The sequence below is a fragment of the Amycolatopsis sp. ATCC 39116 genome, assembly GCF_000231075.2.
Classification (GTDB): domain Bacteria; phylum Actinomycetota; class Actinomycetes; order Mycobacteriales; family Pseudonocardiaceae; genus Amycolatopsis_E; species Amycolatopsis_E tucumanensis.
Genome location: NZ_AFWY03000007.1, coordinates 109,122 through 130,860, shown reverse-complemented (window position 1 = coordinate 130,860; position 21,739 = coordinate 109,122). Strand labels below are relative to the sequence as shown.

The 21,739-nt window shown below is 73.0% G+C and carries 19 protein-coding genes and 2 pseudogenes; 10 read left to right on the top strand and 11 right to left on the bottom strand.

The window, feature by feature from the left end:
* Positions 1–71: 71 nt before the first annotated feature.
* Genes AMY39116_RS0310925 through AMY39116_RS0310915 form a run of 3 tightly spaced genes read left to right on the top strand, consistent with a single transcriptional unit; the run spans position 72 to position 5,146 of the window.
* Entirely contained in the window at positions 72–2,888 is a 2,817-nt protein-coding gene (locus AMY39116_RS0310925; protein WP_027935815.1) for a glycosyltransferase, read from the top strand.
* Positions 2,889–2,897: 9 nt separating this feature from the next.
* Complete coding sequence (locus AMY39116_RS0310920) at positions 2,898–4,073, top strand: acyltransferase (RefSeq protein WP_235716103.1); 1,176 nt, start codon at positions 2,898–2,900, stop codon at positions 4,071–4,073.
* On the top strand, positions 4,070–5,146 hold the full coding sequence (locus tag AMY39116_RS0310915; protein WP_020417696.1) for a ScyD/ScyE family protein: 1,077 nt from the start codon (positions 4,070–4,072) through the stop codon (positions 5,144–5,146). The genes AMY39116_RS0310920 and AMY39116_RS0310915 overlap by 4 nt, the downstream gene beginning before the upstream one ends.
* A 48-nt stretch (positions 5,147–5,194) precedes the next feature.
* Here the strand turns inward: AMY39116_RS0310915 and AMY39116_RS0310910 are convergent, their stop codons facing one another.
* Positions 5,195–5,746 carry a hemerythrin domain-containing protein gene (locus AMY39116_RS0310910; protein WP_020417695.1) on the bottom strand — a complete coding sequence of 184 codons (552 nt, stop codon included), beginning with the start codon at positions 5,744–5,746 and terminating at the stop codon, positions 5,195–5,197.
* 56 nt (positions 5,747–5,802) lie between these two features.
* On the bottom strand, positions 5,803–6,786 hold the full coding sequence (locus AMY39116_RS0310905; protein ID WP_020417694.1) for a zinc-dependent alcohol dehydrogenase family protein: 984 nt from the start codon (positions 6,784–6,786) through the stop codon (positions 5,803–5,805).
* Positions 6,787–6,870: 84 nt separating this feature from the next.
* On the opposite strand from AMY39116_RS0310905, the gene AMY39116_RS0310900 reads away from it, so the two are divergent.
* The gene (locus AMY39116_RS0310900) at positions 6,871–7,563 is read left to right on the top strand and encodes a TetR/AcrR family transcriptional regulator (protein ID WP_020417693.1); all 693 of its coding nucleotides are present in this window, start codon (positions 6,871–6,873) and stop codon (positions 7,561–7,563) included.
* Here AMY39116_RS0310900 and AMY39116_RS42660 read toward each other — a convergent pair.
* Positions 7,476–8,582, bottom strand: a complete 1,107-nt coding sequence (locus tag AMY39116_RS42660; protein WP_235716102.1) for an NAD(P)/FAD-dependent oxidoreductase — start codon at positions 8,580–8,582, stop codon at positions 7,476–7,478. The two genes, AMY39116_RS0310900 and AMY39116_RS42660, sit on opposite strands and share 88 nt — an antisense overlap.
* Here AMY39116_RS42660 and AMY39116_RS47410 point away from each other — a divergent pair.
* A pseudogene (locus AMY39116_RS47410) lies at positions 8,581–8,712 on the top strand (hypothetical protein); the annotation flags it as partial. The gene AMY39116_RS42660 and the pseudogene AMY39116_RS47410 sit on opposite strands and share 2 nt — an antisense overlap.
* A gap of 165 nt (positions 8,713–8,877) precedes the next feature.
* On the opposite strand, the pseudogene AMY39116_RS45370 reads toward AMY39116_RS47410, so the two are convergent.
* Both AMY39116_RS45370 and AMY39116_RS0310885 read right to left on the bottom strand, forming a co-directional pair.
* A pseudogene (locus tag AMY39116_RS45370) lies at positions 8,878–9,009 on the bottom strand (sigma factor-like helix-turn-helix DNA-binding protein); the annotation flags it as partial.
* Positions 9,010–9,374: 365 nt separating this feature from the next.
* On the bottom strand, positions 9,375–10,535 hold the full coding sequence (locus tag AMY39116_RS0310885; RefSeq protein ID WP_020417692.1) for an amidohydrolase family protein: 1,161 nt from the start codon (positions 10,533–10,535) through the stop codon (positions 9,375–9,377).
* A gap of 77 nt (positions 10,536–10,612) precedes the next feature.
* On the opposite strand from AMY39116_RS0310885, the gene AMY39116_RS0310880 reads away from it, so the two are divergent.
* The gene (locus AMY39116_RS0310880; RefSeq protein ID WP_020417691.1) at positions 10,613–11,578 is read left to right on the top strand and encodes a lipase; all 966 of its coding nucleotides are present in this window, start codon (positions 10,613–10,615) and stop codon (positions 11,576–11,578) included.
* A 388-nt stretch (positions 11,579–11,966) separates the two neighbouring features.
* Here AMY39116_RS0310880 and AMY39116_RS0310870 read toward each other — a convergent pair whose 3' ends face one another.
* The 4 genes from AMY39116_RS0310870 to AMY39116_RS0310855 are packed head-to-tail and all read right to left on the bottom strand — an operon-like array spanning position 11,967 to position 16,140.
* The gene (locus AMY39116_RS0310870; RefSeq protein WP_020417689.1) at positions 11,967–12,206 is read right to left on the bottom strand and encodes a hypothetical protein; all 240 of its coding nucleotides are present in this window, start codon (positions 12,204–12,206) and stop codon (positions 11,967–11,969) included.
* A gap of 25 nt (positions 12,207–12,231) precedes the next feature.
* On the bottom strand, positions 12,232–14,022 hold the full coding sequence (locus AMY39116_RS0310865; protein WP_020417688.1) for a GAF domain-containing protein: 1,791 nt from the start codon (positions 14,020–14,022) through the stop codon (positions 12,232–12,234).
* Between the two features lie 4 nt (positions 14,023–14,026).
* Positions 14,027–15,358, bottom strand: coding sequence for an MFS transporter (locus AMY39116_RS0310860; protein ID WP_020417687.1), 1,332 nt, complete (start codon positions 15,356–15,358; stop codon positions 14,027–14,029).
* A 32-nt stretch (positions 15,359–15,390) separates the two neighbouring features.
* Positions 15,391–16,140 carry a 3-hydroxybutyrate dehydrogenase gene (locus AMY39116_RS0310855; protein WP_027935813.1) on the bottom strand — a complete coding sequence of 250 codons (750 nt, stop codon included), beginning with the start codon at positions 16,138–16,140 and terminating at the stop codon, positions 15,391–15,393.
* 123 nt (positions 16,141–16,263) lie between these two features.
* Between AMY39116_RS0310855 and trxA the strand changes: the two genes are divergently transcribed.
* Together trxA and AMY39116_RS0310845 are read left to right on the top strand one after the other, a co-directional pair.
* A complete protein-coding gene (gene trxA / locus AMY39116_RS0310850; RefSeq protein ID WP_020417685.1) occupies positions 16,264–16,632 on the top strand; it encodes a thioredoxin in 369 nt (122 codons plus the stop codon).
* 39 nt (positions 16,633–16,671) lie between these two features.
* On the top strand, positions 16,672–17,526 hold the full coding sequence (locus AMY39116_RS0310845; protein WP_020417684.1) for a hypothetical protein: 855 nt from the start codon (positions 16,672–16,674) through the stop codon (positions 17,524–17,526).
* 200 nt (positions 17,527–17,726) lie between these two features.
* Here AMY39116_RS0310845 and AMY39116_RS0310835 read toward each other — a convergent pair whose 3' ends face one another.
* On the bottom strand, positions 17,727–18,317 hold the full coding sequence (locus tag AMY39116_RS0310835; RefSeq protein WP_020417682.1) for a TetR/AcrR family transcriptional regulator: 591 nt from the start codon (positions 18,315–18,317) through the stop codon (positions 17,727–17,729).
* 32 nt (positions 18,318–18,349) lie between these two features.
* Between AMY39116_RS0310835 and AMY39116_RS0310830 the strand changes: the two genes are divergently transcribed.
* Together AMY39116_RS0310830 and AMY39116_RS0310825 are read left to right on the top strand one after the other, a co-directional pair.
* Positions 18,350–19,495, top strand: coding sequence for an FAD-dependent monooxygenase (locus tag AMY39116_RS0310830; protein WP_020417681.1), 1,146 nt, complete (start codon positions 18,350–18,352; stop codon positions 19,493–19,495).
* A 36-nt stretch (positions 19,496–19,531) separates the two neighbouring features.
* Complete coding sequence (locus AMY39116_RS0310825) at positions 19,532–20,326, top strand: SAM-dependent methyltransferase (RefSeq protein ID WP_020417680.1); 795 nt, start codon at positions 19,532–19,534, stop codon at positions 20,324–20,326.
* 465 nt (positions 20,327–20,791) lie between these two features.
* Here AMY39116_RS0310825 and AMY39116_RS0310820 read toward each other — a convergent pair whose 3' ends face one another.
* Positions 20,792–21,697, bottom strand: coding sequence for a LysR family transcriptional regulator (locus tag AMY39116_RS0310820; protein ID WP_020417679.1), 906 nt, complete (start codon positions 21,695–21,697; stop codon positions 20,792–20,794).
* Positions 21,698–21,739: the final 42 nt, after the last annotated feature.

The window sequence follows — 21,739 nt, the reverse complement described above, 5'->3', positions numbered from 1 at the left end:
ATTCCCTCCCCGCCGCAGATTACCGGGCATCAGTATCACCCGCGGCCCCAGTACCGGTAGCCTTCCGGCTCATGGTGGGACCTCGGGGGATCGACTGGACGGGCGAGCGCTGCGTGCCCTGGACGGACGACATCCAGGTGATCTACGAGCACTACCACCGCTACGCGCTCGCCGCCCGCTACGCCTTCGGCCGCCGCGTCCTCGACCTCGCCAGCGGCGAGGGCTACGGCAGCGCGCTGCTGGCCGCCCACGCGTCCGAGGTGATCGGCGTCGACATCGACGAGGCCAGCGTCGAGCACGCCCGCGCGCGCTACGGCGGGCAGCCGAACCTGCGGTTCACCACCGGTTCCATGACCGACCCGGACCTGCTCGCCGACGCCGGGAAGTTCGACGTCATCACCTGTTTCGAAGCGCTCGAGCACGTCGCCGAGCAGGACGAGCTGATGGCGCTGGTGCGCGCCCGCCTCGCGCCCGGCGGCGTCTTCTTCACCAGCACGCCGGACGTCCTCGTCTACACGCACGAGCACGGCAACGAAAACCCCTTCCACGTCAAGGAGTTGACCGAGCCGCAGTTCCGCGCGCTGCTCGGCGCGTCGTTCCGGCACGTGACGGTGCTGCGGCAGAACGTGGCGGTCGGCTCGGTGCTCACCAGCGACCGCGAGCACGGCCCGGTGCTGTCGCAGCAGCTGCGCCGCACGGGCGAGGACAGCTGGTCGGTCGGCACCGGCGCGCCGCACACCTACCTCGTCGGCGTCGCCTCCGACAACCCGGTGGAGGTGCCCGCCGCGGCGACGATGCTGGACCCGCAGCTCACGTTGCTCGGCGCGGCCGCCGAACGCGCCGCCGCGCCCCTGCGCGCCGAGATCGAACGGCTCACCAGCGACGACGGCGGCCCGAAGTACCGCAAGGTCATCGAGCGCTACCGGCCGCGGCGCCGCGCCACCGAAGGCCCGGTCGCGGTCTCGACCAGCGACGACCCGCTCGTCAGCATCATCGTCCCGGTGCACGGGCAGTGGAGCTACACGCGCCGCTGCCTGCAGGCGATCGAGGACAGCGGCACGCGCGTGCCGTTCGAGGTCGTGGTGGTCGACGACGCCTCGCCGGACGATTCGGCCGAGCAGCTCGCCGCGTGCCCCGGTGTCCGGCTCGTGCGTGCCCCGGAGAACCTGGGGTTCCTGCGCGCCGTGAACCTCGGCGCCGCGCAGGCCCGCGGTGAACTGCTGGTGCTGCTGAACAACGACACCGAGGTCCGACCCGGCTGGCTGGACGCGCTCACCGAGGTCGTCCGCGGCGACGAGAGCATCGGCCTGGCCGGGGCGAAGCTGGTCTACCCGGACGGCAGGCTGCAGGAGTGCGGCGGCATCGTGTTCGCCGACGGCAGCGCCGCCAACTACGGCCACGGCGACAACCCGGAAGACCCGCGCTACCAGGCCGTTCGCGACGTCGACTACTGCTCGGGCGCGGCGATCCTCGTGCGCCGGGACCTGTGGGAGCGGCTGGGCGGGTTCGACGAGCGCTACTCCCCCGCCTACTACGAGGACACCGATCTGGCGTTCGCGGTCCGCGCCGCGGGCAGGCGCGTCGTCGTGGTCCCGGACGCGGTCGTCGTCCACCACGAGGGCGTCTCGCACGGCACCGACGTCACGCAGGGCGTCAAGCGGTACCAGGAGGTCAACCGCGAGGTCTTCACCGAGAAGTGGACCGGTGCCCTCGCGGAGCAGGCCGACCCGGGCATGCCGCTGTGGATCGCCCGCCAGCGCGTGCCCGGCCGGACCCAGCGCGACGGCGACCTGGTGCTGGTCGCCGACGTCACCGTGCCCACCCCGGACCGCGACTCCGGATCGGTGCGGTTGCGGTGCCTGCTGGACGAGCTGGTCGCGCTCGGTCACCGCGTGGTGTTCTGCCCGATGGGGCCGCCCGCCGACCCGGCGTACCTGGACCAGCTGCACCGCGCCGGGATCACCGTGCTCACCGACAACGGCCTGCGCGAGCAGTTCCTGCACGAGGCGGGCAAGCACATCCGGCTGGCGCTGCTGTCCCGGCCGACCGTGGCCTGGCACCTCGCCGACCGCCTGCGGATCTGCGCGCCACAGGCGCGGATCGTGTTCGACACCGTCGACCTGCACTTCGTGCGCCTGTCCCGGGAAGCCGAGCTGGTGGAGCGGCTGGGCGGCGCGCCGGAGACGTCGACGATGCTGCACCAGCGCGCGAAGCTCTACCGCGAGCTGGAGCTGGCGCTGGTGCGCGCCTGCGACCGCACGCTGGTGGTGTCCGACGCCGAACGCGACCTGCTGGCCGACCTCGCGCCGGGCGCGCCGGTCAGCGTGCTGTCCAATGTGCACACCCCGGGGCCGGAGGCGAGCCCGGACGGGCGGCCCGGCGTGTTGTTCGTGGGCAGTTTCGAGCACCCGCCCAACCGCGACGCGGCGTACTGGCTGGCCGGGGAGATCTGGCCGCTGGTGCGCAGGCAGGTGCCGGACGCGGTGCTCGACCTGGTCGGCCACGACCCGACGAACGAGCTGCGCACGCTCGACGGTCACGGCGTGAAGTTCCGCGGCTGGGTGCCCGCCCTCGACGCGCTCTACGAGACGGCCCGGTTGTCGGTCGCGCCGCTGCGGTTCGGCGCCGGCGTCAAGGGCAAGGTCGGCGAGAGCCTGGCGGCGGGTGTCCCGGTGGTCGGCACGACGCTGGCGTTCGAAGGCATGCGGTTGCGGCACGGCGCGGAGGTGCTCGCCGGGGACAAGGCCGAGGAGATCGCCGCCGGAATCGTGTCGCTGCTGACCGACGACGCGCTCTGGCTCCGGCTCTCCCAGGCGGGGCAGGCCGCGGTGGCCGCGCAGTTCGGGCCGGACGTCGCGCGCGCCGCGCTGACCGAACTGCTGGGCTGAGCGGTGCCGGTGGACAACTCGGCGGAGCGCACGCAGGAGATCCGCCCCGTCAAGTACGCCAAGGCCGAGACCGGGTTCGCGTGGCTGCGGCTCATCGGCGCGAGCATGGTCGTCGTCGAGCACTCGTTCCCGCTCGTCGACCCGCAGCGGCTGACGATCCTGCCGGCGAGCTGGGACCTGTCCCCCGGTTACTTCGCGCTCATGGGTTTCTTCGCGATGAGCGGCTTTCAGATCACCGACAGCTGGGCGCGCGACGCGTCGTGGTGGCGGTACGCCGCCAAACGGGTGCTGCGCATCTGGCCGCCGCTGCTCGTCGTCGTCATGTTCACCGCGTTCGTGATCGGTCCACTGGTCACCGTGCTCGACGCGTCCGAGTACTGGACGGACACGGCGACCTGGGGTTACGTGGTGCACAACGCGGCGCTGTACCCGTTGCAGCACCTGCTTCCCGGCGTGTTCGCGGAGAACCCGTACCCGTGGTCGGCGAATGGCTCTCTGTGGACGCTGCCGATGGAGACCACCGGGTACGCGCTGGTTCTCGTCGCGGGACTGACCGGTCTGCTCGGCCGCGCCCGGGCCGGGTTGTTCGCGCTGCTGGCCGGGATCGTCGTGCTCGACGGTTTCCTCGGCGCCACCTACACCTTCCAGGGCCGCGGCGGGTCGTTGCTGTCCGTGCCCGTCGGCGCGATGGTCGCGTTCGGTGTCGCGTTCGTCATCGGCATGGTGATGCACCGTTACCACGGAACGATTCCGCTGTCGCGAGCCGCCGCGTACGCGGGCGTGGCCGTGTACCTGGTGGTCAACTTCGTGCCTGTCCTGCAGCCCTGTGCGCGGATCGTGCTGCCGTTCGCCGCCGGGTACGGCGCGATCGTGTGGGCGCACCACTGGCCGCGGCGGCTGGCGCGCTACGACAAGTGGGTCTACGGCAGTTACGGCATGTACATCTGGGCGATGCCGGTGCAGCAACTCATCGTGTTCGCCGGGGTGCGCAACTCGTATCTGCTGATGGCGCTGGCGTTGCCGCTGGCCTACGCGTGCGGGCTGCTGTCCTGGCAGCTGGTGGAAATCCCGACGCAACGGCTGCGTGTTTACTTGCGCCCTCAACCGAAATCTCCTCGTAACGTTCGTCCGCGCGATTCCGTCTCCGGAAGGGGGGCACATCGTCGTGAAAGGACGGGCGTATGAAAACATCCCGAATCCTGCTGACGGCCGCCACCGCGCTCGCGGTGACGCTGGTTCCGCTGAGCGCGGAGGCCGGCGGCAAGGTGTCCACAGTGGCCGGCGGCCTGGACAGCCCGCGCGGGCTGTCGTTCTCGCCTGACGGGGCCCTGTACGTCGCGGAGTCCGGACGCGGGGGCGCCGGCCCGTGCATGGCGGGTCCCGAGGGCGAAGTTTGCTACGGCGAATCCGGCGGCGTCACGCGGATCGACCGCGGGCAGCAGAAACGCGTGCTGAGCGGCGTGCCGTCGCTCGCCGCGCGCGACGGTTCCGGCGCGATCGGCCCGTCGGACGTCTCGTTCCTCGGCAAGGGCAACATGTACGTCACCGTCGGCCTGGGGGCGAACCCCGCGGTGCGCACGAACCTGCCGCCGAAGGGGCAGCAGTTCATGGGGTGGTTGCTGCGCAACGGAAAACCGGTCGCGGACATCGCCGGTTACGAGGCAACCGCCAACCCCGACGGTGGCGAGCCGGACAGCAACCCCAACTCGGTCCTCGCCCTGCCCGGCGGCCGTGTCGTGGTCGACGCGGGCGGCAACTCGCTGCTGTGGGTCCCGGACAAGGGCCGCATCCACACGATCGCCACGTTCCCGACCAGGATGGCGACCGCGCCGGACGGCTCGCAGATCCCGATGCAGTCCGTGCCGACCTCGGTCGCGCTCGGCCCGGACGGCGCGCTGTACGTCGGCGAGCTGACCGGCTTCCCGTTCCCGAAGGGCGCGGCGCGGGTGTACCGGGTGGTGCCGGGCAAGGCGCCGCAGGTGTACGCGCAGGGCTTCACCAACATCATCGACATCGGCTTCGCGCACGGGAAGCTGTACGTGCTGGAAATCGCGCACAACGGCCTGCTCAGCGGCGACCCGTCGGGCGCGTTGATCCAGGTCGGCAAGAACGGCGCGCAGCACATCGTGACGCAGCAGCTCACCATGCCCGGCGGGCTGGCGCTGCGTGACGGCAAGGCGTACGTGTCGAACTGCGGCGCGTGCCCGAACCCGCCCGGCGCGCCGGGCAGCGGCAGCGTGGTGCGGGTCGGTCTGTGACGCGGAACCGGCCGCCCGCCTCGCGGCGGGCGGCCGGATTCCGGGGCGTCAGCGCTTGAGCACGCTCCGGATGGCGTCGCGGGCTCGGTCCATCAAGGCGGCCGGCGGGCCGAGCAGCATGTTCTTCGCGGCGCTTTCCGTTCCCGGGTGCGGGCGCGTCGGGGCCACGGCCTCGGCCGCCCGCACCGTGTCGGCCATCGCCTCCAGCCGCTTGCTGTCGTAGGCCTGGCGCAGCAGCGGGAACTCCGACCGCTCCTCGTGCTCGGCGTGGGCGAGCACGTCGTCCCGCAGCTGGATCAGCAGGGTGTCGAAGCCCTCCGCGTCCGGGCCCATGTCGTCCAATGTGGACAGCAGTTCCTTGGCGCGGTGCTCCTCGCCGATGCGGGCCTCGACGATCGGCTCGCCGCCCTCCTGGCGCCGCACCTCGGGGTGGACCAGTTCCTCCTCCGCGGTCTCGTGGACCGACAGCAGCCGCACGAGGTCGCGGAAGGCGTCCTTGCGCTCATCCCCCTTCGCGCGTTCGACCACGCCGAACAGGCGGCGGATCTCCTGGTGCTGGTCCTCCAGCAACGCGATGACGTCCTTCTTGTCCGTCGACACGGTGACCTCCTTCGCTTCGCCGAGAGGGCTACCCGCGCCGGCGGGGGTTCACTCGCTCAGTGACGAACGCGAACCACGACCTTGCCCACCTGGGCGTTCGACTCCAGGTGCGCGTGCGCCTCGACGATGTCGGCCAGGTCGTCGAACACGCGGTCCACGGCCGGGCGCAGGGTGCCGATGCGCAGGCCGGCGTTGATGAAGTGCTCCGACCGGCGCCGGCGCTCCGGGTTCCGCGCGACGTAGCTGCCGTTGCCGTAGCCGAACAGCGTGACCTGGCGGTCCCAGTTCATCGGCAGCGGGGTGGGTTCACCGGCCATCCAGCCGTAGAGGACGAGCAGCCCGCCGACGGCGGTGGCCTCGACCAGGTCCACCACGCCGGGGCCGCCGACCGGGTCGAACGTCATCGTGGCGCCGTCGCCGCCGGTCAGCGCGCGGACCTCCTTGACCAGGTCCTGCGAGTCCAGCGTGACGACGTGCGCGGCGCCGGCCGCGAGCAGCTGGTCCCGCTTCGCGGCGGTGCGGGTCACCGCGATCGGCACAGCGCCCAGGTGGTTGGCGATCTGGATCGCGGCGATGCCGACCCCGCTCGAGGCGGCGGTGATCAGCACGGTGTCGCCGGGCCGCAGGCCGCCGCGCTCGACCAGCGCGCCGTAGGCGGTCTGGTGCGTCAGCCAGACCGACGCGCCGGTGACCTCGTCGACCGTGCGGCGGACCAGGCTCGACACCGGCACCACGACCCGGTCGCCGTACACCCCGTAGTCCCGCATCGAGAACGAGGCGAGGGTGCTGATCTCGGTGCCCTCGGGGAAGCCCTCGGCACCGGTTTCGACCACCCCGGCCGCCTCGTAGCCGATCCGGGACCCCGGCAGGACCGGCTGCTCGTAGTAGGTGCCCGCGCGGAACAGCGCCTCCGCCCGGTTGAGCCCGATCGCGTCCACCCGGATCCGGACCTCGCCGGGGCCGGGCTCGGGCACCGGCCGGTCCTCGACCCGCAGCACCTCGGGCCCGCCGAGCCGGTCGAACAGGACTGCTCTCGCCATCACGTCTCCTCAACGGCGTTCGTTCACTACACGGCGTGTAGTTTCAACACGGCGAATAGTAGACCAACGCCGTACAGTGTCAAGGTGGGTGAAGGGACGACGAGCCGCCGGGAACGGCTGCGGGCGGAGACGGCACGCGAGATCAAGACGATCGCGCTGGAGCTGATGGCCAAGGGCGGGCCGGACGCGATCTCGCTGCGGGCGATCGCGCGTGAGATGGGCATGACGGCCGGCGCGATCTACGGCTACTACCCCACCCGCGACGACCTGATCACCACGCTGATCTCGGACGTCTACACCTCGCTCGTCGACACCGTCGAGGCCGCGCGGGACGCCGTGCCCGCGGACGACCCGGCCGGGCGGATCCTGGCGTGGGGCCGCGCGTTGCGGGCGTGGTCGCTCGCCAACCCGGAGGGCTTCCGGCTCATCTACGGCGATCCGGTGCCCGGCTACCGCGCCCCCGAAGGCGGCGCCGCGGCGGACGCCGAGCGCCGGGCGTGCGCCCTGCTGACCGAGCTGATCGCCGGGGCCTGGCCGACGGTCCAGGCCCCGGACGAGTTCACCTGGGAGGACTTCGGCCCCTCCCTGGTCCAGCACATGCGCGAGGAGTTCCCCGGGCTGCCGCCCGCCGTGCTGGCCCTGTCGCTGCGCACGTGGGGCCGGATGCACGGCCTGATCTCGCTGGAGGTCTACGGGCACCTCGGCCCGCAGGTCACCGACCCGGCGAAGCTGTACGAGTCGGAGTTGCGGGCGCTGCTGCGGTCACTGGGCCTGTGACCCGCCGTCCGCCCTTCACCCACCGCAGGGAACCGGGCTTGCGGGTCAGCTCCTTGTAGGCCGCGCCGAGGCGGCCGCCGACGTGGAAGTTCTGCGCGGTGTCGTCCTTGCGGGCGAACTGCCGCACGGCGGCGTGCCTGCCGAGGCTGACGCACGACCCGACCAGACCCACGTCGAGCACCGGCGGTTCGGTGCCGGGGATGCGGCTCAACAGGGTGTCGGCGGCCTGCGCACCGAGCGGCGACCTGGTAGCTCATCCGCAGCGACTGGCCCGACGGCGCGGCGGAGTCGCCCGCCGCGACGATCCGGTGGTCGTCGACGCTGGTCAGCGTCTCGTCGGTGAGCAGACGGCCGAGGTCGTCGGTGCGCAGCCCACTCGCGGCCGCGAGCTCCGGCGCGGCGAAGCCCGCGCTCCAGATCGTCAGCGCGCTCGGCCGCGTCGTGCCGTCGGCGAAGACGACCGCGTCCGGCCGGACTTCGGCGACCTTGACGGTCTCGGCCACCGCGACCCCGTGCCGGGACAGCCACTTGGCGATGTACCGGCGGCCGCCCGCGCTCAACGAAGGCGCCAGCGTCCCGCCGCACACCAGGGTGACCCGGCGTCCCCGTTCGGCCAGCTCGGCGGCGGTCTCGATGCCGGTCGGCCCGCCGCCGACCACCGTGACCGGCGCTTCCGGGGGCAGGGCCGCCAGTTCGTCACGCAGCCGCCGCGCGGACTCCAGTTCGGCGATCGGGACGGCGAATTCGGCCGCCCCGGGCACCGGGGGCGCCGCCGCGGTGCTGCCGACCGCGTAGACCAGGTAGTCGTAGCCCAGCTCGCGGCCCGAGGCCAGCCGCACGGCGCGGGCGGTGGTGTCGATGCGCGTGGCGGTGTCGACGACCAGGTGGACGCCGTCGTCGAGCATCGTGCCGTAGTCCACTGTGGTCTCTCCGGTGCCCGCGACGAACTGGTGCAGCCGGACGCGGTCGACGAACGCCGGACGGGGGTTGACCAGCGTGACGTCCACGTCGTCGCGCATGCGCAGGCGGTTGGCCGCGAGGGCGCCGGCGTACCGGCTGCTCGGTTCGCTGGCCGAGGACGTGGTCCAGGAGACCTACGCCTGCTGGTACGCCATGTCCCGCGACGAGCAGGCCGCCATCGCCGCACCCGGCGCCTGGCTGACGAAGGTCGCCGGCCGCCTGTGCCTCAACGTGCTGTCCTCGGCCCGTGCACGGCGGGAAACCTATGTGGGGGAATGGATTCCCGAGCCGGTGCCGGACAGTTCGGAGTGGCGCCCGGCCGACCGGGTGACGCTCGACGAGTCGGTCAGCATGGCGGCGCGCCGACGAGGCCAGCTGGCGGCACGCCGCCGGGGTGCGGCCGACGATCTCGGCGATTTCGGCGAACGGATACCGGAAGACGTCATGCAGGATGAACGCGACGCGCTCGGCCGGCGTCATCGAGTCGGGTCGTCCGGGACTTCAAACGGGCCTGGGAAGCACGTGACATCGAGGCCCTCCTCGGCCTGCTCGCCCCCGACGCCACGGCAATCAGCGACGGCGGCGGCCTGGTGAGCACGGTGCTCCACCCGGTCGAGGGCGCCGAACGGATTCTGAGCGCGCTGGGCCGCCTCGAGCACCGGTTCCGCGGGCACACGCTCCTGGAGCGCACCGTCAACGGCCAGCCGGGCCTGATCGCGCAGGAGGACGGTGTCACCGTTTCGGTGTACGCGTTCGAGACCGCAGGCGGGAAGATCCAGCGCATCTGGGCGGTGCGCAACCCGGAGAAGCTGCGTGCGTGGAGCGCCGGTGCGACCGACCTGCCGCGGCGGTCACCGCACCCGCGCACCCGCCAACCACACCCCCACCGGACGCGCCAGCGCCGTGATGTCCCTCAACGGATCGCCATCCACCAACAGCAGATCCGCGTCAAAACCCGGCCGGATGCGGCCCTTGCGACCCAGACCCGCCACGTCCGCCGCCACCGACGTCGCCGAAGCCAGTGCCTCCTCGGCCGGGATTCCGCCGTCCACCAGCCACTCCACCGACGTCGCCAGCATGCCGTGCGGCTTGCCCGGCGAAATACCCGAGTCGCCGCCGGAGACGATTCGCACTCCGGCGTCCGCCATCCGCACGACTTGGCCGATCCGGTCGCGGATCGTGGATCCCGTCCGTTCCAGGAACTCACGCAACGCGGGCGGCGGCGTCATCTCGCCGACCGCCCCGAGCGTCGGGCACACCGTGATCCCGCGCGCGGCGATCGCGGCGGCCAGCTCGTCGCTCATCCGGATGCCCTCGGGCGTGAAGCAGCTGCAGTGCTCGATCCCGTCCACGCCCGCGGCCACCGCCTGCTCCACCGACGGCGTGCCGTGCGCGTGCGCGGTCACCGGCAGCCCGGCCGCGTGGGCCTCCTCGACGATCAGCCGCAGCTCGTCGAGGGTGAACTGGCAGGCCATGATGTCGGTGCCCGGCGTCATGCCGCCGCCGCTGGCCATCACCTTCACGACGTCCACGCCACGCTCGGCCCGCTCGGCGACGGCCGCGCGCAGGCCGTCGGCGCCGCTCGCCTCGCCGCCCATGTTCCAGCAGTGCCCGCGGGGACTGGTGATCGGCGGCCCCGCGGCGAGGATCGACGGCAGGCCGGGACGGCCGCGCCAGCGCAGCGTGGCGTACCGGCGATCGCCGAGGTCGCGCACGCTGGTGACCCCGGCGGCCAGCTGCGTGCGCAACGCCCGCTCGATCACGTCGTCCAGCTCGTCCTCGGAGTAGTCCGCGAGCCGGTCCAGCGCGCCGAACCCGCCGTCGCCGCAGAGGTGGGTGTGCATGTCGATCAGGCCGGGCAGCAACGTGCCCGGCGAGTCGACGACCGGCCAGTCCGGCACCGGGCCGCCGAGCCGCGCGATGGCGCCGTCCTGGACGAGAACCGGCAGGTCGCGGTGGGTGCGTTCGCCGTCGAAGACCTGAGCGGCGCGGATCACGAAGGCGTTCACCACCGTGAAGTCGCTTCCTCGTCCGCCGGCGTGACAAGATCCCCTCGGTCCACACGACGGAGTGTGCCGGAAGGACGGTCATGAAGCGATCGCTGCTCGCCCTGCTGGTCCTCGTGGGCGCGGTGCTGGCGCCCGCGTCCGCCACCGCCGCGGACGGCCCCGCGCTGCGGGTCCCCGAGTCCGCGCTCGACGCGGCGCTGGTGTGTTCCGGGGACGTCCGCGGGTCCGGGCACAACCCGATCCTGCTGATCGCCGGGACGACGCTGACGCCGGAGGTCTTCGCCTGGAACTACGGGCCCGCCCTGACCGCGCTGGGCCGTCCGTTCTGCACGGTCGCCCTGCCGGACAACGGGATGGCCGACATCCAGGTCGCCGCCGAGTACGTCGTGCACGCGATCCGCGCGGTCAGCGCCGCGGCCGGGCGCGACGTGGACATCGTCGGGCACAGCCAGGGCGGCATGGTCCCTCGCTGGGCGCTCAAGTACTGGCCGGACACGCGTTCGCGGGTGGGCGACGTGGTCGGGCTGGCGCCGTCGAACCACGGCACGGTCGTCGCTTCGGCCGTCTGCCTGCCGGGCTGCGCGCCCGCGTTCTGGCAGCAGCGCACCGGATCGGCGTTCCTGACCGCGCTGAACAGCGACGCGGAAACCTGGGCGGGCATCGACTACACGAACGTCTACACGGTGCTGGACGAGGTGGTCGCGCCCAACCTGAACGACTACGGCAGCAGCTCGCTGCACACCGGGCAGGGGCGGATCAGCAACGTCGGCCTGCAGGAGGTGTGTCCCGCGCACGTGGCCGACCACCTGACCACCGGCACCGCCGACGGGGTCGCGTTCGCGCTGGTGGTGGACGCCCTCACGCACGACGGCCCAGCCGACCCCGCGCGGCTGCCCGCGGACGTCTGCACGCGCCTGCTGATGCCCGGCGTGGACCCGCTGCACCTCGCCGTGGACGAGGCCCAGATGGCCACAGTGGTGGCGACGCAGGTCGCGCTGTACCCGCACGTGCCGGCGGAACCCGAACTGGCCGGCTACGCCCGCTGAGCCGGCTCATCGCCCGTCGCATGTTCGAGCTCCTGGAGCGGATCTGGCTTCGCCCACGGGGAGGCCGCGCGGCACATCGCGAAGCGTCCGCGGCTGCGCGGGAACGGGGCAGCGCGGCCTCCTGCGGCGAATCCTCGGCGACGAGCTGGCCGGCTCCCCGGGCCTGGTGCGCGCCGCCGACCTGACCACCAAGGCCGCGACGAGCGCGCCCACCGCGGGGCGGGTGATGTACGCCGGGTTGCGCCGCGCGGTGCCGGGTGATCCGGTCGCCCGGCTGTGGCATTTCCCCCGCCGAGCTCGATGAGCTGATCGCCGAGCTCGAACCGATCACCGCGAGGCTGGTGGCCGCCGGATCGCGCTGACGATTTCTCGCCCGAGTCAGGCCGAGTCAGGCGCCGAGCGTGTCGATCTGGGTCGACAGGATCGCGGCCTGCTCATCCAGCTCACGGTCCTCCGGCTGCTCCCCCACCCGCTGCCGCAGCGTCTCGCGCTCGATGACCGTCATCGCGCCCTCGTGGCGGGGCAGCTCCTCAGCAGGCAGCACCGCGAGGCTGCCCTCCTGCAGGACCAGCTGCGCGCCGTTCCCGGCGTCCAGCAGCGCCTTCAGATCACCCGCGGTCACGTTCATCGGGCCTCCCTTCGTCGGCCCCCGGCTACCCGCTCCGCCGCCCCGTCAAGCGTTGCACCCGCAGCGCGAGCTGGATCTCCAGCGCCCGCCCCGGCTCCTGCCAGTCGTCGCCGAGCAGGGTCGCTATCCGGTCCAGCCGCTGCACCACCGTGTTGACGTGCACGTGCAGCGCCTCCTTCGCCCGCGTCAGGTTGCCGCCCGCCGCGAAGTACGCGTGCAGCGTGCCGGTCAAGTCGGTGCCGCGCCGCTCGTCGTAGTCGAGCACCGGTCCGAGCGTGCGCCGCACGAAGCCGGTCAGGTCGCCGCGCTCGCCGAGCAGCACTCCGAGGAACCCGAGCCCGCCCGCGGACGCGCCCTCGCCGGACCGGCCCAGCGCCAGCAATGCCCGCAGGCACCGGACCGCCTCCGCGTGCGCCGCGGCGATCGCCGCCGGGCCACGCGCCGGGCCGGCCGCGCCGACCGTCACCGGCGTGTCCGTCGCCGCGGTCAGCGCCTCCGCGATCCGCGCGGCCACCGCGTCCGGGTCGCCGCGGACCAGCAGCACGACCTCCTCCGCGTGGATGCCGGCGAGCGCCGCGTGCCGGGCCGCGGCCACCGCCAGCCGCGCCCGGGACACCGACTCGGCGTGCGCGACCAGAACCGCGTGCGGTTCCGCCAGGTCAACGCCCAGCCGTTCGGCGCGCGCGAGCAACGCGCCCGGGTTGCGGTCCGGCGCGGTGAGCAGGTCGGTCAGCAGCTCGCCGCGGACCTCGTCCTCCGCCTTCGCCACCGACCGGCGCAACAGCAGCAGCAACGCGGTCACCACGGCCGCCCGCTCGAACAGCCGCCGGTCGGCGTCGAGCAACGCGTCCCGCCCGGCGAGCACCATGCTGCCGAGCAGCTCCGGCCCCGCCTGCACGGCGCACACCAGCGACCCGTCGCCCGAGACCGACCGCCCGGTGCTCCGCGACAGCGCCACCACCTCCGGGTCCGGCGCGGGTGGGGCGATCCCGGCGTGCGCCAGTTCCTCACCCGCCGCGTCGAACAGGCCGATCGAGCCGCGCAGGACGTCGGCCACCGCGGCGGCCACCTCCGGCACGTCCCCGCCGCGCAGCACCAGGTCCATGAGCCGGTCGTGCGCCTCCTCGGCGCGGTGCATCGCCGCGGAGTGCGAGCTGATCTCGTCCAGCAGCCGGGCGTTGTCCAGCGCGATGACCGCGTGGTCGGCCAGCGAGGACAACAGCGCGACCTCGTCCGGGGTGAACTCGCGGGGCGTGCGGTCGGACGCGTAGAGCACGCCGATCACCGTGCCGCCCAGTGACAGCGGGACGCCGAGGATGCCGGCCAGGCCCTCGTCGCGCACCGCGTCGTCGATCGGTTTGGTGTGCAGGAACCGCTCGTCCCGGAAGTAGTCCGGGGTCGCGTACGGGCGCGCGCTCTGCGCGACCAGGCCGCCCAGCCCCTCGCCCATGCCCAGGATGACTTCCTTGAACAGGGGCGACACGCACCCGTCGGTGACGCGCATGTAGGTGCGCCCGGCGGTTTCGTCGTTGAGGCTGAGGTAGGAGACGTCCGCGCCGAGCAGCGTCCGGGCCCGCCGCACGATCGACCGCAGCACGGCGTCCGGGTCGCGCAGGCGGGCCAAATCGCTGGCCGTGTCGAACAACGCGGTCAGCTCGGCCTCGCGGCGGCGGTGCGCGGTCAGGGTGGCGTGGATGCGCAGCGCCAGCTCGGTGGCCTTGGGGTGCGCGGCGCCGGCGTGCGCCAGCTGCTCGCTGCTCGCCCCGCCGGCGAGCAGGTCGAGCAGCCGGAGCACGTCGTCGTCCACGCCGATCATCGTCTCATCGCGTCGCCGGCTGCGGGGCGGCCGCGGGCTCCTCGTCGTGCAGCGAGCTGCCCGCGGTCTCCTTCGCGCTGGTCACCGCGATCACGGTGAGCACGCACATCGCCACCACGTACAGCGAAACCGCCAGCGTGCCGCCGAACTCCTTGAACAACGCGACCGCGACGATCGGCGCCAGCGCGCCGGCGGCGATCGAGGACAGCTGCCCGCCGATCGACAGGCCGGTGTAGCGGACGCGCGTCGGGAACTGCTCGGCGAAGAACGCCGCCTGCGGGCCGTACATCGCGCCGTGCAGCACCAGGCCGATCGTCGCGGCGAGGATGATCATCCCGGACGAGCGGGTGTCCATCAGCGCGAAGAACGCGAACGCCCAGCCTGCCATGGCGACGGCGCCGAACAGGTACACCGGGCGGCGGCCGATCCGGTCGGACAGCGCGCCCCACAGCGGGATCGTCACGAAGTGGATCGCCGACCCGATGAGCACCGCGTTGAGCCCGGCCGACTTGCTGAGCCCCAGCGGACCGGTGACGTAGACCAGGATGAACGCGGTCAGCACGTAGTAGGACACGTTCTCGGCCATGCGGGCGCCGATCGTGATGAGCACCCGGCGCCACGCGCCGCGGAAGACCTCCACCGCCGGGGCGCGGTGCTGCTCGCCGCGCTGACGGGCCTTCTCCTGCGCGGCCAGGAACACCGGCGACTCGGTGACGGTGAGCCGGATCCACAGGCCGATGATCACCAGCACGCCGGAGAGCAGGAACGGGATGCGCCAGCCCCACGAGGTGAACGCGGCGTCCGACTGCACCGCGGCGAGGATCGCGAGCACCGCGGTGGCCAGCAGGTTCCCGCCCGGCGCGCCGCACTGCGGCCAGGAGGCCCAGAACCCGCGGCGGCGGTCGTCACCGTGCTCGGACACGATGAGCACCGCGCCGCCCCACTCGCCGCCGAGCGCGAAGCCCTGCACCAGCCGCAGCGCCGTGAGCAGCAGCGGCGCGGCCACGCCGACCGCCGCGTAGGTCGGCAGCAGGCCCATCGCGCAGGTCGAGCCGCCCATCAGCAGCAGGCTGAACACCAGCAGCTTCTTGCGGCCGACGCGGTCGCCGAAGTGGCCGAACACCAGGCCGCCGAGCGGCCGGGCGAGGAAGCCGATCGCGTAGGTGGCGAACGAGAGCAGGGTCCCGGTCAGCGGATCGCTGCCGGGGAAGAAGAGCTTGTTGAAGACCAGTGCCGCGGCCGATCCGTAGAGGAAGAAGTCGTACCACTCGATGGTGGTGCCGATGAGGCTCGCACCGACCACTTTCGCGATCGAGCGGTTCTCGCTGCGGGGCATGGGGCAACACTCCTTTGTGCCGTGGCGGAAACTCAGGCGGCGGTCCAGCCGCCGTCGAGGGGCAGGGAAATCCCGGTGATGTGGCCGGACGAGGGGCCGCACAGCCAGCGCACGGCGTCGGCGACCTCGGCCGGGCCGATCAGCCGCTTGATGGCGGCGCGCCCCAGCAGGACCTCGCCGAGGATCTCGTCTTCGGGGCGTCCGTGCGCGGCGGCCTGGTCGGCGATCTGGTCGCGCACCAGCGGGGTGTCCACGTAACCCGGGCTGACGCAGTTGCTGGTCACCCCGTGCGGCGCGCCCTCCAGCGCGGCCACTTTGGACAGTCCTTCGAGCGCGTGCTTCGCGGAGACGTAGGCGGACTTGAAAGCGCTTGCGCGCAGGCCGTGCACGCTGGAGACGTTCACGATCCGGCCCCAGCCCTGCGCGTACATGTGCGGCAGGACCCGGCGGATCAGCAGGAACGGCGCGGTCACCATGACCTGGTGCATGCGGGTGAACACGTCCGGCGGGAACTCGGTCAGCGGCGCGACGTGCTGGAAGCCGGCGTTGTTGACGAGGATGTCGGCGTCGGCGGGCAGGGTGTCGACGGCGGCGGGGTCCGCGAGGTCAGCGGTGTGCGCCCAGCCGCCGGTCTCGTCGGCGACGCGCGCGGCCGCGTCCGCGTTGATGTCCACCACGTGCACCTTCGCCCCGGCCTCGGCCAGGGCGTGCGCGCAGGCGCGCCCGATCCCGCTGCCTGCGCCGGTCACCAGCGCGACGCGCCCGTCCCAATAGCCACTCATGGCGACAGACGGTAAGCGGCCCGGAGCGGGTTGCCTATGTGTTCGATCGCCACAAGTTCCCGGGGTTTTGTGGTGGCCGGTGCCACTCGGAATAGGTGACGTCCGGGGCGTGTTGCACCGCGTATGGCGACGGTAACGCTGACCAAGGACAACTTCGAAGAGGTCGTCAACTCCGACGGCATGGTGCTCGTCGACTTCTGGGCGGCCTGGTGCGGGCCGTGCCGGATGTTCGCGCCCGTGTTCGAGGGTGCGGCCGACCGGCACGACGACATCGTGTTCGGCAAGGTCGACACCGAGGACCAGACCGAGCTGGCGCAGGCCTTCGGCATCCAGTCGATCCCGACGCTGATGGCGGTGCGGGACGGCGTCGTGCTCTACGCCCAGCCGGGCGCGCTGCCCGAGCAGAGCCTGGAGGAGCTGATCGGCAAGCTGCGCGAGGTCGACATGGACCAGGTGCGCGAGGAGATCGCGAAGCAGCAGCAGGCCGAATGACGGTTTGCCGGTGGTCGCCGGCGAGCCGATGATGGAGGCATGACGTCCCGGGGGTTCGACGCGGTAGCCGACGAGCTGTACGCGCTGCGCCGGGACGAGTTCACACCCGCCCGCACGGAGCGGGCCAAGGAGGCGAAGGGCCGCGACCCCGAGCTCGCCAAGCGCATCACGCAGCTGCGCAAACCGACCGTCGCCGCGTGGCTGGTGAACCAGGTGAGCCGGCGGCACGCGGACGAGATCGGGCAGCTCGCGGACCTCGGCGCCCGGTTGCGCACCGCGCACCAGAAGCTGGCCGGCGACGAGCTGCGCACGTTGTCGCGGCAGCGCAACGAGCTGATCCGGCGGTTGAGCGGACGGGCGGGTGGCGTCGCCGGCGAGGCGGGCGTCCCCTACAGCGACGTCGCGATGCGCCAGGTGGAGGACACGTTCGAGGCGGCGGTGTCCGATCCGGACGCGGCGGCGGAAGTGGCCGCGGGACGGCTTTCCGCGGCGCTGGAACCGTCCTCTTCGGAGGATTGGCTGGCGGCCGCACTGGCCGCTTCGCCGAAGCGCAAGGCGGCGCCCAAACCGGCCCCGAAACCGGCGAAACAGGACCCGGAAGCCGAGCGGCGGCAGGCCGCGCTCGAAGAGGCCCACACGAAGGCCGACGAGGCGGAGGCCGCCCGCGACGAGGCTCAGCAGGCGCTCGACGAGGTCACCGCCCGGGCCGAAAAGGCCGCCGCGCGGGTGGCCGAGCTGCGCTCACAACTGGACGACGCGACCCGCGAAGAACGCGCGGTGCGCAAGGAACTCACGGCCGCCCGCAAGGCCGCGACCGTGGCGGACAAGACCGCCGACGAGGCGCGGAGGCAGGTGGCCGAGATGGAGTCGTTCGGCAAGCGGTCGAAGCGCTGAGGCGCAACACCACGGCCACCGCCCGGCTCAGCAGCGCCGCCCAATCGAAGGGCACCTCGCCACACCAGGCGATCAGCAGGCGGAGGCCCCGCCCACCGGCCGCCGCGCCGCGAGCACGCCCCCGGGCAGCATCGCCGCCAGGAACTCGGCCGCCCTACTTGCCTGCTCCAGCGCCCAGGCCACCCCACCACATCAGGCGATCAGCAGGCGGAGGCCCCCGCCTCACTGGCGGGCGGGCGCTGAGCACCACCCCCAGGCAGCAGCGCCGCAACGAACTCAGCCGTGCTGCGCTCCAGCTCCGCCGGCCCCGGCGCACGAGCCGCCCCGGCTCCGGCCACCGAATCGAACAGCACCCCGTCGCACCAGGCGATCAGCATCCGCGTGTGCCGCGCCGGGTCCGGGGAGCCCGCGTGCGCCAGCAGTTCGGCGCAGCTGTCGCGGAACCGCTGCCCCACCCGGTCGTAGATCGCCCGCAGCTCGGGGCGTCGCGTGGCCTCCAGTGCGAACTCGTAGCGCGCCACCAAGCGCGTCCGGCCGGTCGTCATCGCCGTGTGCAGGAACCGCGCGAGCGCCGGCGCCAACTCGTCATCCGCCTCCGTCAGCGACGCGTCGTCGAGTTCGGCGATCCGCCTGACCGCCAACTCCAGCAACGCCGCCCGCGTGCGGGCGTAGTAGGAGGTCGACCCGGGCGGCAGGCCCGCGGCCCGGTCGACGGCGCGGTGGGTCAGGCCGCGCATCCCCTCCGCGGCGACCACCTCGATGGCCGCGTCCGCGATCGCCGTCAGACGCACGCCGGTGACTCTACAGGCGTAGAGTCGCGTGCGTGCGAACAGCGGCGGTCATCGGCGGCGGCATCGGCGGGTTGAGCGCGGCGATCGGGCTGCGCCGGGTGGGCTGGGAGGTCGCCGTCTTCGAACGCGCGCCGCGGTTCGCCGAGGTCGGCGCGGGAATCACGTTGTGGCCCAACGCTTTGCGCGCACTGGAATCGCTCGGCCTCGACCTCGCGCCGCTCGCCGTGCCGCAGGTCAGCGGGCGGCTGCGGGACCACCACGGCCGCCTGCTGACCGAGGTCGACGGCGCCCGGTTCGAACGCGCACTGGGCAAACCGCTCCTCGGCATCGCCCGCGCCCAGCTCCTCGACCTGCTGCGCGACGCCATCCCGGCCGCGGATCTGCGGGCGGGCACCACCATCACCGAAGTCACCGGGGACGGCCGGGTGCGCTGGGACGGCGGCGAGCTCACCGCCGATCTGGTCGTCGCGGCCGACGGCGTGCACAGCGCGGTCCGCTCGGCGCTCTGGCCCGGCCACCCCGGCCCGGTCTACACGGGCCACACCGCGTTCCGGGCGATCCTCGACGATCCGGGGCCGCTCGAGCTGTCCGGTCTCCTCGGACCGGGCACCGAGGTCGGCGCGGTGCCGCTGACCGGTGGCCGGCTGTACTGGTACCTGGCGTGCGAGTCGCCCCGCGATGTCCGGCACGCGGACCCGAAAGCCTTCCTGCGCCGTCATTTCGGTGACTGGCCGGAACCACTGCCGAGCCTGATCGAGGCGACGCCGGGCGACCGGTTCCTGCAGCACGACCTGCTCGCGCTGCGCACCCCGCTGCCGACGTACGTGCGCGGCCGCGTCGCGTTGCTCGGCGACGCCGCCCACGCCATGTCGCCGTACCTGGGCCAGGGCGGCTGCCAAGCCATCGAAGACGCGGTCGTGCTCGCCGCCGCGACCGTCCGGCACACGTCGGTCGCGGACGCGCTGAGCGCCTACGACCGCGAACGTCGTCCGCGCAGCCAGGCGATCGCGCGCCGGTCCGACCAGGCCGGGCGGCTGGGCGCCCAGCTGAAGAACCCACTGGCCGTCGCGGCACGCAACGCGGTGCTCCGGCTCATGCCTGCCGGGCTGTCGGTCCGCGCGGCCACCGCCGCCGCCCGCTGGACCCCTCCCGCGCCGTTGACCGCCGTGTCAGACTGAGCGGGTTCGCAGCAGCCGGACTGGTGGTGATCGCCGATGACCCAGCAGGAACGCACCACAGCGACGGCCGCGGGCGTGTACGACTGGTACCTGAACGGGCACCACCACCTGCCGTGCGACGCGGAGGTGGCGATCGCGGCACAGAAGGTCTTCCCGCTCGCCGGACAGGTCGCGCGCTACAACCGGGACTTCCTGCAGCGGGTGGTCCGCTGGATGACCGGGCACGGGATCCGGCAGTTCCTCGACATCGGCTCCGGCTACCCGGTGGCGGGCAACGTGCACGAGATCGCCCAGCGGTACGCGCCGGGTTCGCGCGTGGTCTACGTCGACCTGGACCCGCGCACGGTCGAGGTGAGCAACGACCTGCTCGCCGGGGAGCCGGACGCGACCTGCCTGCTGGCCGACGCGCGGGAGCCGGAGGACATCTTCGAGCGGGCCGGGCTGCTGGACTTCGGCGAGCCCGTGGGGCTGCTGATGGTGTCCGTGCTGCCCTTCGTGCCGGGCGACGTGCGCCCCCTGGTGCGTCATTATGTCGACCGGCTTGCGCCGGGAAGCTACCTGGCGCTCACGCACATCACGACCCCGGAGGACGAACGCCAGCAGCGCAAGCAGGAGGACGTGCGCGACACCTACAACGCCAAGGTGCGGCAGTCCGCGCAGGTGCGCGGGCGGGCCGAGGTGGCGGCGCTGTTCGACGGCACGGAGCTCGTGCCGCCCGGCCTGGTGCTCGCCACGCATTGGAACCCGCCGCGGGGCTACCTCCCGGACCCGGACGACCAGGCGAGCGCCGTCCTGCTGGGCGCCGTCGGACGGGTGCTCAGCCGCACATAGCCCTGGGCGCGACGCACCGCCCGCCCGGGCGCTTGCCGCCGCCGCTCACGCACGGGAGGGCATGTGCGACGAGCCGGATCAGCGTCCGCTCAGCCATCCTCGAGCGCGAAGCCGGCACCGGCCCGGCCGCGGGGCTACCTCCCGGACCCGGACGACCGGGCGAGCGCCGTGCTGCTCGGCGCCGTCGGAAGGGTGCCCAGCGGGACGTAGGCCCAGGCCACGACGCAGCTTCCGCCCGGGCGCGTGCCGCCGCCGCTCACGCGCGAGCAGGTGCATGTAGGCCCTGCGCGACGAGCCGGATCAGCGTCCGCTCGCCTCCCGAACCCGGACGACCAGGCGAGCGCCGTGCTGCTGGGCGCCGTCGGACGGGTGCCCAGCCGCACATAGCCCTGGCCACGACGCAGCACCGGCCCGGACGCGTGCCGCCGCCACTTACGAGCGGGAGGGCCTGCGCGACGAGCCGGATCAGCGTCCGCTCGCCCGCTGAGCCATCCTCGGGCGCGAAGCCCGCACCGGACCCGGCCTGGCCGCCGTTCGGTGTTCCGCCGCCACCTCGCGCGCCGCCCTGGCCAGTGCCGAGATCGCAGGTGAGCGTGTGCCCTGCGGCCAGGCCAGCAGCAGTCGTGCCGGAGCGGCGTCCACGACCGGCACCGTCACCAGGTTGTGGTCCAGCGCGTCCAGCACCGACTGCGGCAGCAGCGCGACGGCCCGCCCGCGCGAGGTCACCCGCAGCAGCTTCGCCAGGTCCGTCACCTCGACGCCACCGTCGTCCGGGTAGCCGGCCCACCGCCCGACCGGCTCGCCGCGCAGGTCGCTCAGCTGCAGGATCGACCGCCGCGCCAGGCGGTGTTCCGGCGGCAGCAGCGCCGACCTCGGCTCGGCGCGCAACTCCTCCGCCTCCAGGCCACCCGCGTCGTCGAAAGGGGTGTGCAGCAGGGCGACGTCGGCGCGCCCGTCGCGCAGCAGGGACACCCTGTCCTCGTGCGCGGTGACGAGTTCGACCGGCACCGCGGCGGGGTCGCTCTCGTACCGGCGCAGGATCGCCGGCAGCAGCCCCGCGTCGCCGCCGGGCTTGGCGGCCAGGGCGAGGTACGGCACGCCGCGACCGGCCCGCTGCGTGCGCCGGGCCGCGGCGGCGACGGCCGCCAGCGCCTTCCGCGCCTCGTCGAGCAGGACCTCGCCGGCCGGGGTGAGTTCGACCCGCCTGCTCGTGCGGTCGAACAACGTGACCTCCAGCCGCCGTTCCAGCGACCGCACGGCCTTCGACAGCGCCGGCTGGGCCAGTCCCAGCCCTTCCGCGGCGCGACCGAAGTGCAGGGTCTCCGCCACGGCGACGAAGTAGGCGAGTTCTCGCGTCTCCACCCGATCCATTCCGGGAGGTTATCGGATGTCCGTTTTCATCAGACGTCTGAG

Excerpts from the sequence above, each read along its gene's own strand:
- AMY39116_RS0310925 (WP_027935815.1), top strand. The coding sequence starts at position 72 with ATGGTGGGACCTCGGGGGATCGACTGGACGGGCGAGCGCTGCGTGCCC.
- AMY39116_RS0310915 (WP_020417696.1), top strand. The coding sequence starts at position 4,070 with ATGAAAACATCCCGAATCCTGCTGACGGCCGCCACCGCGCTCGCGGTG.
- AMY39116_RS0310905 (WP_020417694.1), bottom strand. The coding sequence starts at position 6,786 with ATGGCGAGAGCAGTCCTGTTCGACCGGCTCGGCGGGCCCGAGGTGCTG.
- AMY39116_RS42660 (WP_235716102.1), bottom strand. The coding sequence starts at position 8,582 with ATGCGCGACGACGTGGACGTCACGCTGGTCAACCCCCGTCCGGCGTTC.
- AMY39116_RS0310880 (WP_020417691.1), top strand. The coding sequence starts at position 10,613 with ATGAAGCGATCGCTGCTCGCCCTGCTGGTCCTCGTGGGCGCGGTGCTG.
- AMY39116_RS0310870 (WP_020417689.1), bottom strand. The coding sequence starts at position 12,206 with ATGAACGTGACCGCGGGTGATCTGAAGGCGCTGCTGGACGCCGGGAAC.
- AMY39116_RS0310865 (WP_020417688.1), bottom strand. The coding sequence starts at position 14,022 with ATGATCGGCGTGGACGACGACGTGCTCCGGCTGCTCGACCTGCTCGCC.
- AMY39116_RS0310860 (WP_020417687.1), bottom strand. The coding sequence starts at position 15,358 with ATGCCCCGCAGCGAGAACCGCTCGATCGCGAAAGTGGTCGGTGCGAGC.
- AMY39116_RS0310855 (WP_027935813.1), bottom strand. The coding sequence starts at position 16,140 with ATGAGTGGCTATTGGGACGGGCGCGTCGCGCTGGTGACCGGCGCAGGC.
- trxA (WP_020417685.1), top strand. The coding sequence starts at position 16,264 with ATGGCGACGGTAACGCTGACCAAGGACAACTTCGAAGAGGTCGTCAAC.
- AMY39116_RS0310845 (WP_020417684.1), top strand. The coding sequence starts at position 16,672 with ATGACGTCCCGGGGGTTCGACGCGGTAGCCGACGAGCTGTACGCGCTG.
- AMY39116_RS0310825 (WP_020417680.1), top strand. The coding sequence starts at position 19,532 with ATGACCCAGCAGGAACGCACCACAGCGACGGCCGCGGGCGTGTACGAC.
- AMY39116_RS0310820 (WP_020417679.1), bottom strand. The coding sequence starts at position 21,697 with ATGGATCGGGTGGAGACGCGAGAACTCGCCTACTTCGTCGCCGTGGCG.